The sequence below is a fragment of the Rhodothermales bacterium genome (genome assembly GCA_034439735.1).
Classification (GTDB): domain Bacteria; phylum Bacteroidota; class Rhodothermia; order Rhodothermales; family JAHQVL01; genus JAWKNW01.
Window position 1 is genome coordinate 1 of sequence record JAWXAX010000139.1, and the last position, 10,565, is coordinate 10,565.

9 protein-coding genes are annotated in these 10,565 nt (G+C 61.3%); 4 read left to right on the forward strand and 5 right to left on the reverse strand.

Going from position 1 to position 10,565, the window contains the following annotated elements; genetic code table 11:
- Positions 1-924, forward strand: a 924-nt coding sequence (locus tag SH809_10955; GenBank protein ID MDZ4700215.1) for a T9SS type A sorting domain-containing protein, incomplete at its 5' end; no start/stop codon positions are given.
- Positions 925-945: 21 nt separating this feature from the next.
- Here the strand turns inward: SH809_10955 and SH809_10960 are convergent.
- The 3 genes from SH809_10960 to SH809_10970 are packed head-to-tail and all read right to left on the reverse strand — an operon-like array spanning position 946 to position 3,913.
- Positions 946-1,977 carry a Gfo/Idh/MocA family oxidoreductase gene (locus SH809_10960; protein MDZ4700216.1) on the reverse strand — a complete coding sequence of 344 codons (1,032 nt, stop codon included), beginning with the start codon at positions 1,975-1,977 and terminating at the stop codon, positions 946-948.
- A complete protein-coding gene (locus tag SH809_10965) occupies positions 1,974-3,140 on the reverse strand; it encodes a DegT/DnrJ/EryC1/StrS family aminotransferase (GenBank protein ID MDZ4700217.1) in 1,167 nt (388 codons plus the stop codon). The genes SH809_10960 and SH809_10965 overlap by 4 nt, the downstream gene beginning before the upstream one ends.
- Entirely contained in the window at positions 3,137-3,913 is a 777-nt protein-coding gene (locus SH809_10970) for a DapH/DapD/GlmU-related protein (GenBank protein MDZ4700218.1), read from the reverse strand. Before SH809_10970 ends, SH809_10965 begins: the two co-directional genes overlap by 4 nt.
- 305 nt (positions 3,914-4,218) lie before the next feature.
- Between SH809_10970 and SH809_10975 the strand changes: the two genes are divergently transcribed.
- The 3 genes from SH809_10975 to SH809_10985 are packed head-to-tail and all read left to right on the forward strand — an operon-like array spanning position 4,219 to position 8,552.
- Positions 4,219-4,791, forward strand: coding sequence for an RNA polymerase sigma-70 factor (locus tag SH809_10975; GenBank protein MDZ4700219.1), 573 nt, complete (start codon positions 4,219-4,221; stop codon positions 4,789-4,791).
- Positions 4,781-5,761 carry a FecR domain-containing protein gene (locus tag SH809_10980; protein ID MDZ4700220.1) on the forward strand — a complete coding sequence of 327 codons (981 nt, stop codon included), beginning with the start codon at positions 4,781-4,783 and terminating at the stop codon, positions 5,759-5,761. The genes SH809_10975 and SH809_10980 overlap by 11 nt, the downstream gene beginning before the upstream one ends.
- Positions 5,745-8,552, forward strand: a complete 2,808-nt coding sequence (locus tag SH809_10985; GenBank protein MDZ4700221.1) for a carboxypeptidase-like regulatory domain-containing protein — start codon at positions 5,745-5,747, stop codon at positions 8,550-8,552. The genes SH809_10980 and SH809_10985 overlap by 17 nt, the downstream gene beginning before the upstream one ends.
- Positions 8,553-8,665: 113 nt before the next feature.
- Here SH809_10985 and SH809_10990 read toward each other — a convergent pair whose 3' ends face one another.
- Both SH809_10990 and SH809_10995 read right to left on the reverse strand, forming a co-directional pair.
- A complete protein-coding gene (locus SH809_10990) occupies positions 8,666-9,523 on the reverse strand; it encodes a hypothetical protein (GenBank protein ID MDZ4700222.1) in 858 nt (285 codons plus the stop codon).
- A gap of 468 nt (positions 9,524-9,991) precedes the next feature.
- Positions 9,992-10,565 (reverse strand): OmpA family protein (locus SH809_10995; protein MDZ4700223.1); only part of this gene is annotated, 574 nt, incomplete at its 5' end.

The window sequence follows — 10,565 nt, forward strand, 5'->3', positions numbered from 1 at the left end:
CGAGGCGATGCGAGCGGGGACGGCTCGGTGGATGCCATCGATTTGGTGCTGGGCATTGATTTCGTGCTGGATCGGGTCGCGCCTACGACCGCGCAATTGGCAAGTATGGACGTGTTTCCCTTCGCCGCTCCGGACGGCGCGCTGGACGTGCGCGACCTCACGGTCCTGGCGCAGTCGATCGTGCTGGGTGAGTGGCCAGACGGGGCCTTGCCGCCGCAGGAGGCCACTGCCGGCAAGCAGCTAGCCGCCGTTGCGGGCCTCTTTGAGATCGCCCCGGAGGCCATCCCGGGAGGTCTCCTTTTCCGTGCCGTACACGATGAGCCGGTGCGCGCCATCCAGCTGTCGTTCCACCTCGAGGAGGCCGATGCGCTTGTGGAGGTGATGATGGAAGAGGTGGCCCGCGGCGAAGCTTTCGCGCTGGTGCACCGCATCGAGGAGGCCGGCCTGGTGCGGGTGCTCATCTACCGGATCGACGGGGGATCGTTTGCGCCGGGTGCCTACCCGCTGCTCCGCGTGGCCAACGTATCGGCGGTGACGCCGTCGACCCTGAGGCACGGGCTGGCCGTCAGCCAGCGTCTGGAACGCATGCCAGTGCGGCTGCTGGCCTTTACGGCGACGGGGGTCGAGGAAGAGCTGCCGGGTGAAACCGTAGTCGGCGCGCCGTATCCCAACCCGTTTGTCGCGGGTGAACGCGGGTCGCTACGTATTCCGGTATATGTACCGGCTTCGGGCGCCTTGCGTGTTGCGATTTACGATGTGCTCGGACGCGAGGTCGCTCTTTTGCACGACGGCGCCGCAGCGGCCGGCGCGCACGAGGTCGAATGGACGGGGATCGAGCAGGGTGCGGCGCTGGCTCCGGGGCTGTATCTCATCCAGGCCAGAACGGACGGCCGGATGACGACGCGACCGTTGATCGTGCGATAATGAACTCAGCGCCAGGATGACCTAGAGAAACACACACGCCCCGCTCTGATTGAGCGACGTGTGCGCGGCTTCGAGGAGCTGGACGACTGTCAGCCCGTTGCGACCGTCCGAGTGCGGCGTAGCACCGGTGCGGACGCAGTCTACGAAGTGCTGGCATTCGAGGCGGAGCGGCTCCTGCATCGGGATTTTGGGGATGACGATGTCGCCCGTGCGATAGGCCATCGCTTCCGAATACGTCTCGTACGGGAGTTGCGGGTTGCCGGCCTGGATGGTGACGCCTTTGTCGAAGAGCCGGACCATCTCGGTGCTTTCGGTGTCATCAATCACCGCCATCTTCTGGCTGCCGACCACGGTCATACTGCGGATCTTGTGCGGGTCGAGCCAGCTCGTATGCAGGTGCGCCATCTTGCCGTTCTCAAAGAAGACGGTGGCGAAGGCGACATCTTCGACGCCGGCCTGGAGAAACGCCTGCCCCGTTGCCGACACGGCGACGGGGCGGGTGTCCAGGAACTGTAGGGCGATGGAGAGATCGTGTGGCGCCAGGCTTTCGAACGCGTTTTCTTGCTTGCGGACGATGCCGAGGTTGACGCGGACGCTATAGAGGTACCGCACGTCGCCGAGTTCGCCGCGCTTGATGAGGTCGCGTACGTAGTTGAACGCCGGGTGGTACATGAGCAGATGGCCCACCATGAGTCGGCGGTCGTTGGCTTCGGCAATTTGTACAAGAACTTCGGCTTGCTCGACGGTCTGAGCCAGAGGCTTCTCAACAAAGACGTGTTTGCCGGCCTCGAGCGCGCGCCGTGCAAAGTCGTAGTGCAACGGCGTCTGCACGGCGATGACGACGGCCTCTACCTCGGTATTCTCGAGGATGTCCTCGTAGCGTGTCGTGGCCTGGAGGAAGGGATTTTTCTTCCGAAAGGGGGCCAGCACCGCGTCGTCTGAATCGCAGAGCTGGATCACGCGAGCGTCAGGCAGGGCGTCGAAATTGCGGAATAGGTTCTTGCCCCAGTAGCCGATACCGACCTGGGCGAGAGCGACGGGAGTTGAGTTCACACGCTGAGGGGGATGGAGTACGTTTGGATTACCGGCGCATCGATCAGAAACGCGCGCACATGCTGGGCGATATAGGCCTGCTGGTCCGGCGTGAGTTCGGTATGCATTGGGAGCGAGATGACCTCATTGGCGGCTTGCACGGTATGCGTGAGGTCACCCCAGCGCGCGCGGCCGGCCTCGCGGAATACCGGTAACTCGTGCAAGGCTGTCGGGTAATAAATGGCGAACGGAATGCCGGCGCCCTTGAGGTGCTGAGCCAGCGTATCGCGCGTCCGGTACCCATCGGGACGGATACGCAGGGTGTACTGGTGATAGACGTGGGTGCGGTCCGGCGTCACGCCTGGCGTGACGATGCCCGGGCAGCCGGCGAACAGCGCGTCGTAGCGGGCCGCGGCGGCCTGGCGGGCGCGTGCGAAGCCGTCGAGATGCCGCAGCTTTACCCGCAGGATGGCGGCCTGCAGGGTATCAAGCCGGCTGTTGATGCCCACTACCTCGTTGTAGTATTTGCGCCGCGAGCCGTGGTTGGCGATCATCTGGACCCGCTCGAACAGCGCGGCGTCGTTTGTGAGCACCGCGCCGCCGTCGCCAAAGGCCCCGAGGTTTTTAGAGGGGAAGAAGGAGAGCGTGCCGAGGTCGCCCAGATACCCGACCGGCGAGCCGCGATACTGCGCGCCGATGGATTGCGCGTTGTCCTCGATTACCCGGAGCCCATGCTGGCGCGCAATGGCCAGGATCGGGTCCATGTCGGCCGGCTGGCCGAAGAGATGCACCGGGACGATGGCGCGAGTCCGTGGTGTGATCAGCGCCTCGATACCGGTGGGGTCGATGTTGAACGTCGCCGGGTCGATGTCGGCGAATACCGGCACGATACCCAGCAGCGCCGCGGCTTCGGCGGTGGCGATGAAGGTAAAGGCGGACGTGATGACCTCATCGCCGGGCTGGAGGTCCAGCGCCATCAGGGCGAGCTGGAGGGCGTCCGTCCCGTTTCCCACGCCGATGGCATGGGCGCCGCCGAGGTAGGCGGCGAGTTCGGTTTCGAAAAGAGAGACCGGCTTGCCTTTGATGAAATGCGTCGAGGAGAGGACCTCGGCGATGGCGGCATCTATTTCCTCCCGAATGGCGGCAAGTTGCCCACTCAGGTCGACCATCTGAATCTCGTTCATGGTGCTACATCCTTCCAGCCCTGGTTCTCGAGGAGTTGGTCGCCGGGTACATCCTTGAAGCGGCGCGCCGGCACGCCGGCAAAAACGCTGCGTGGCTCGGTGTCGTGTGTCGCGAGTCCGCCGGCGGCAACCAGCGAGTCGGGAGCAATCTCGATGCCGGGCAGAATCACAGCGCCCACGCCGACCCGTCCACCGCGGCGGATCGTGACGCCGGCGAAGTGCTTGAACCGCTCTTCGGACCGCCCCACGAAATTGTCGTTGCTGGTGAGTACGCCGGGTGCTACGAACACCCGGTCTTCAAGCGTAGAATAGGCCGTAAGGTACGCATTCGTCTCGAGTTTGCAGTAGCGCCCTACGGTGCATCGATTCTCGATCGCGACGCCTCGCCCGACGATCGTAAAATCACCTATGGTCACCTCTTCCCTGATGGTGGCGAGGTCGGCCACAAGCACGTTGGCGCCCACGGTGCAGCCGGCATACAACACCGTGTTGGCGCCGATCAGGCATCCGTCTCCCACCACAAGCGGCGGTTGGGCCGTAGCCTGTGTGACGGCGCTATTGAGGGAACGCATCGGTTGTTTGCCGAGGGTGGCGTGGTCGTCGATCCGTACGTTGTCGCCGATGGTCGTGCCATGGTGAATCACCACATGGTGACCGATCTGGCAGTTGCGGCCTATGCGGACGGAGTCGCCGATTACGCAATAGGCTCCAAGGGTAGTGCCGACCTGTATCATGGCCGACGCGGCGATCGAAAGAGACGGGCTTGTCGTCATGCCTGAGTCGCTGGCTGAGGTGAATGCGGGCGCGGGTGCGCGGGGGGGATGGGTCCGTGAATGGACCTTTGGAGTCGCCCAGGGGTCTATTTTGTCTCGGGGATCAGAAATGATGCCATTGCGCCTTGTAGGAGAAGCCCCCTTCGATTGTTCCATGGCCGGCCTGTGGCTAGTCATTGACAAAAGAGGCTGTGTAGTAGGCAATAGCAACAAAAAAAAACCGACGTGCGCCAACCCTTCAGGCGACCGTTAACATCGACATAGGCGTCTTACACGCCGAAAGCCGTTGCTATACGACATCGATTATGGAATCAACGGACCAATTTTCTGTCTGGTGTAACCGGATCAAAACATCAGATCGAAGAGCATTTGAAGACGTATTTCGTTCGACCCATGATGCGTTAATCCGTTACTGCATGACGTTCACCCGGAGCGCGCCAGCATCCATGGACATCGTCCAGGATGTTTTTGCCAAGCTGTGGGAAGTACGACATACCCTGGATCCAGATCGTTCACTCAAGGCTCTCCTTTACCGTATGGTGCGAAACCTGGCCTTTAATCATCACCGCGACGCCAAAAACCGAGAAGCCAAACACACCTCGATGTCCGAGTACGTCTCGGAATCCGTTGATCGTCCGGATGAGGTGGTAGGCTCGGAAATGTTGGAGACCCGGCTGCACGCGTGGATCGATGAGTTGCCGGATCGGCAACGCGAGGCATTGACGCTCAGCCGATTTGAAGGACTGAGCCACGAAGAAATCGCGGCGATGATGGAAATTTCGCCTCGAACGGTTAATAATCACCTGGTCAAAGCGCTCAAACACATTCGAGATCAGATTCGCGCTTATGAACCCAACCTGTTGAGTCATGAAGGCTGATCGAAAGCATCCCGCGCGGTTTCCGGAGGAACTGCGTCGACAAATCGTCGAAGAAGATCCAGGAGCCATTTCGGAGCTGGAGCACGTATGGCAGCTCCTTGAGGGAGCCACGCCGCACTATATGCATCAAGTGGCCGACGCCGATGAAACATGGCGTCGACTCAACGGCTCGTTATTCGGAGAGACGCCGGCCTCGGCGGCCCGACTCGATCGGGCCGCATCGCCTCCATCACGGGTTCGATTGCGCCATCGCTGGCTGGTGGGTGCAAGTGCGGGCGCAGCGGTTGTCTTGATGCTGCTAGCCTTTTATACGCTCGTGCCCGTGCGGCACTCTGCGCCGATGGGCGGAATTCTCGCCGTTACGCTGCCCGACGGCTCGCGCGTGGAGTTGAACGGAGGGACCAACCTTTCGTACGACCGGGGCCTGGGCGCCGGCCTGCTGAGTCGGTCCGACGTACGGCGCGTCCATCTGGAAGGGGAGGCGTTTTTCGATGTCGTGCAGGATGGACGCACGTTTACGGTCGAGACGTTTAACGCAACCGTTCAGGTGCTCGGAACGGAGTTCAACGTAAAAAGCTGGTCGACCAGCCCTTCGAACGACACGCGGGTCGCTGTGAAATCGGGCCATGTCCGCGTATCGCCGGGACATGTGGATCTGTTGGCGAATCAATCCGTTCGCATCTCAGCGGCCGACGAAGGACAGAGCATCCGCCAGGAGGACGATCTGGACCTTGTGCTCAACTGGCGTAAGCGCGGGTTTTCGGTGCTCGGCGAGCCATTGCTTGCGGCTTTTATGCAGATGGAGCGGCAATACGGAGTCGAGATCGACGTGAATACAACGCTGGATCCACAGATTCAGATTGTGTATTACCGAAACGAACCGAGCCTGGAGTTGCTTCTGGGGGATCTGAGCGCCGCGCATGGCCTGAAATTCAGGAAGACCTTACGAGGGTATGAAGTATACCGCTAACGGGTGTTTGCGCGGCGTTGTGGATCTTTTTATGGCCCTGTCATGCCTGGCGGCGGTCGGAGCGGCCGCCCCCGTACGGGCGCAACAGGTGGTTTCGGAGGCATATATCGTACAGGTCGACGAGGGCCGATACACGGTGAAGGCGCAGGGTGTGCCACTGGTGTATACCCTTCAGGAGTTGGTGACGGTGAGCCAACTCAGCCTGTTGTACGACCCCGCGCTCGTACGCGATCTCGATACGTTCTGCGTGGCGGAAGCTGTCGACGTGGAAGCCGTGCTGCGCTGTCTCCTCAAGCCGGCCCGGCTCGACTTCTACCGGCTGTCCTCTGGGACGTATGTGCTGCGCGAGGGGGTGCATGAGCGGCCCCTGTACGGCCAGCTCGCCGGCATGGTCGTCGATATCGATACCGGCGAGCCTCTGCCGTATGCCAGCGTCGTTCTGGCGGACGCAAAAACAGGCACGGCGACGAACGAAGCTGGCCTGTTTACCTTCAGCACACTGCTTCCCGGCCGGCATCTGATCACAGCCACCTACCTTGGCTACCAGGCCATGTCGGACAGCGTCTTCGTTCCGGCGGGGGGGGAGGCGCGTTCTTATTTCTACCTCAAGCCGAAAGCCATCGTCTCGGATCCGATCGTGATCAATGGCCTACAGCAGCGGCTACCGTCGCGAACGATAGGGTCCGGCGAGGCGAATGTGGCGTTGTTCGATGACGCCGGCGGTAATTTTGCGACCGACGTAACCCGCGCGATCAACCAGGTGCTCGGCGTCACGCTGCGGTCGCCTCTGGCGGATCTACACATCCAGGGCGGGGAGTCCAGTGAACATCAGATGCAATTGGACGGCGTACCGGTATTTAACCCCGTTGCGTTGGGTCGCTTCCTGGGTGCGTTTAGTCCTCTCTCTATCGGCCGGCTGACGGTTCAAAAAGCTGGCTTCGGCGCACGATACGGCAGCCAGCTCTCCGGGGTGGTCCAGGCGGAACATAGCCTGGTGGGGCGACGCGAGGAGCGCCTGACGGCGCTTAGCGATCCACTGAGTGTGAACGTCCGCGGGAACGGTACCCTGCGGCTGTCTCCGGTGGTTCAGGGTCCGTTGATGGTGGCGGTGCGAGGCGCCCTGTGGGATGTGTATCGTGCGGGATCCCTCAATCAGCTGATCCGCGACTGGAACGGGGTCGATCCCGCGCTCACCGCGCAGTTCTTGAGGCAACCCTACGGGGGCGCGGCGTATACTCCGCGAGAACAGACGCCGGAGATCGCCTTTTCCGATATCCATCTGGCCACCCGGCTTCAGACGGGGGTGTTCGGCCGGCTGTATGTCTCCGGCTATCGTGGCTCTAACACGCTGGCGACGGATCTGGTCGCTGACGTGCGTTCGACGCTCACACCGCCTGATCCCGCGCATCTATTGCTCACCCGCGACCGGTATGCGTGGGACAACAGCAACGGTCAAATCCGTTACGAGTGGGTTGGCGGCTCGCGTCTGCTGGCCAGCGTTCGGCTTCGCGGGAGCCGGCACACGATGTCGCACGACTATGGGCTGGTGGATGAGCGCGCGATCGGCGTCGCGGGTCTCGAGGCTCTGGAAGACAGCCTGAATGAAGGCGGGATAGCGCGGGATAGAAACGAGATTTCCGAGGTGGCGCTCGGGACCACGCTCGATTACAGCCTCTCATCCACCGACCATATCGAGGTCGGGTTCGAGGGCATCCACAGGACAAATGCCATTCGACTGAACACGCCGTTTTTTCAACAGACCGATGCGCTTGCCGAAAGCTGGTTGTGGGCGGGGTATGCGGAGCTTCGGCGCTCTCTCGGCATGAATCTACAGATGGATCTCGGGCTCCGCGCTTCGTATCTACCTCACCAGGCGACACCTTTTCTCGAGCCTCGGGCGGCATTAAGGTACGATCTGTCGGGATCTCAAGGGGCTGTCTACGCGGTTCGTGTGGCCGCCGGCCTGTACCGCCAGTTTGTAGCCGAGTTCGACCTCAGCAGTGTCGGCCCGACGGCGCTTGCGCCCTCGGTGCGGTTCTGGTACCCGGTGGATGAAACGTTGCCGTTGCCGAAGGCCTATCATCTCGCCGGAGAATTTTTATGGACGCCTTTTGATGCCTGGAACGTACGGATCGAAGCGTACCAGAAATGGCAGCCCGTGCTGCTCGCGGTAAACTATCCGACGCTGTTGGGGCTCGGTCCTCAGATTCCCGACGCCGCCCGTCACGCCCACTTCATCGAGCCCGCCAGCGGACGCGCTCATGGCGCCGGCGTCCGTATCGAGCGGGAGGGAGTGAGGGCCTGGCAGTCCGTGTCGTACAGTTACTCGGCTTCGTACCGCACGTACGCATCGCGCTTCGATGGCCGAGAAGTGACCTCTCCATGGAATGAACCACATCGCCTCACCATGGCGAGTGATTGGTACCTGACCTCCGCGCTGCTCGTACGCGCGCGGTGGCACGGCGTATGGGGGCGCGCCTGGGGCTTTCGCCGGGCCTATTATGACTGGTTGAATGCACACGCCGGTGCACGGGCGTTTCCTCCCTTCGACCTCTCACAGCCCGATGACGCCGATCACCGATTGCCGACATACGTGCAGTTGGATCTGGGGATGTCGTACGGCCAGGCGTTGGGAGGCGTCCATCTTCAAGTCAGCGTGGATGTGATCAACGCGCTCGATCGCCGTAATGTCGTTGATTGGAGCCTCAGCCAGGTGGGCGAGACGTACGAACGGATCGCCCGCACCATGCCGGGCTTGACACCGGTATTCACGATCAAGGTGAGTTACTGATCAGATCCGTCTGGCTCTTCATAGCAGAGTACGAGGCATTACATACAAAAAAGGCCCACTATCCGTTGAAGATAGCGGGCCTTTTGCAGATTAATGGCGTGCGTCTCTGGCGCTTAGTTCAGCGACTTGAGTTCCTCGATGTAGTGCTCGGCCAGCGGCTTGTAGCTACCAAAAGCCGCATTTTCGAAGGCGACGCGGGCTTCCGCATTGGAGCCGGCGTACATGAGCGATTCTCCCTGAACGAAGTAGATCTTCGCCTTGTCGCTCTTGCTTCCTTTGTGCAGATCGAGGGCCGTGTTGGCGGATTCGATGGCCTTGGGATAATCGCCCATCGCCTTAAACGATTCGGCGCGGTAGTAGTGGACATCGGCGTCGGCCTCGACATAGAGTTCCATCTCATCGAGCGCGTCCAGCGCTTTCTGTGCATCCGTGCGCGCGGGGTTGCCGTTGTTGCTACTCAGCGCCGAGGAGGCCGTGAAAATGTAGTACCCCCGAATGGTGGCTTCGGCCGCCTGCGCGGACTTCCGGTCATCCATCGCCATTACGCCCTGTAGCAGGGGGAGGGCTTCATCCATTCGGCCCATTTTCTCCATCGCTTTGGCCTTGCCGTAATGGTTGGGCACGTAACTGTTGTCGTGCTCAATACCCTTTTGGTGGTGCGTCAGCGACTCCTCGTATTTCTCTCCCTTGAAGGCCTGGATCCCGCGGGAGTTATCGAGCTGGGCGAGCACCTTGCTCGACTTTGTAACGACTTCGGTGTCGCCGGCGGCCTGCGCGAGCGGAAGGGTCGACTCGAACGCCGCATAGGCTTTGTCGTACTCCTTGGCTTTGGCCGCTTCCAAAGCCTCGTTGTACTTCATCTTATACTCCTGGCCTTCCTTTAGACGCGTTTCAGTATCCTGGCCAGCGGCGGGTGAGGCAGCCAGAAGGGCGACGAGGGTGGCGCATGCAAATAGTCGTGTGGTGTGCATCAGGGCACGATACGTCGGACTCATAGCCATGGAAACAAGGGTTTTAGGTGAAAAGGTGACCTTGATGTAATCATACGAATGGGAGTGCAAGGACCGGCCCAAACTGGCCGAGGCGCTACTCCATCGCGTGTTCGTGCGATCAACGGGCTGTTTCTGCGTCATTCAGAGGGAATTTAAACGCTAGCCTGCACCCGGTGACGATCGAACGAGCGTCAGAATATGTATACAAAAGGCTACAGATTCTGATCGTCATCGCCTACGCGATTACCGTACACGGGCCGGCATCCGGCCATCGCCAGGCAGCCCTTCATGGATTACGCGGCCCCAAGGTACGCCAGCCGCAGCATTGCATCAAGGCAGGCGTGATTCCCCGTGCACGAGACTTTCATTAAATGAAAGAAGACCGCCTCGGAATGTCCTGGGCGGTCTTCTATAGACCAATGGCCGATGGAATGGTTGCCGTCGGTATTAGTTGTTCTGCGTTTCCTCGAGTTCCTCGCGGTACTCTTCCGTCGCATAGATGGCTACTTCAACGCGGCGGTTCTGGGCGCGGCCCATGTCCGTATCGTTAGAGGCAACCGGCTGCGTTTCGCCATTGCCGGCGACACTCATACGGTCCGCCGTGATGGCCTGGCCGAGCAGGTAGGAGGCTGCCGAGTTGGCGCGCGTTTCCGAGAGTTTCTGGTTGAATTCCTCGGAGCCGACGCTGTCCGTGTGGCCGGCGATGAGGATCTCCGTGTTCGGATACTCCTTCAGGCTGTTCGCCAGGTTATCCAGGTTGGTCTTGGCCTGAGCGGAGAGATCGGCCTTGCCGAACTCGAACAGGATGGCGGAATCGAACGTGATCTGGATGCCCTCGCCGACGCGTTCGACCTTGGCGCCTTCGAGTTCTTCCTCGAGTTCCTCGGCTTGCTTGTCCATCTGCCGGCCGATGATCGCGCCGGCCGTGCCGCCGACCGCGGCGCCGACGATCGCGCCCGTGGCCGTCTTACCCGTCGCCTTGCCGATGATCGCGCCAACCGCGGCGCCGGCGCCGGCGCCG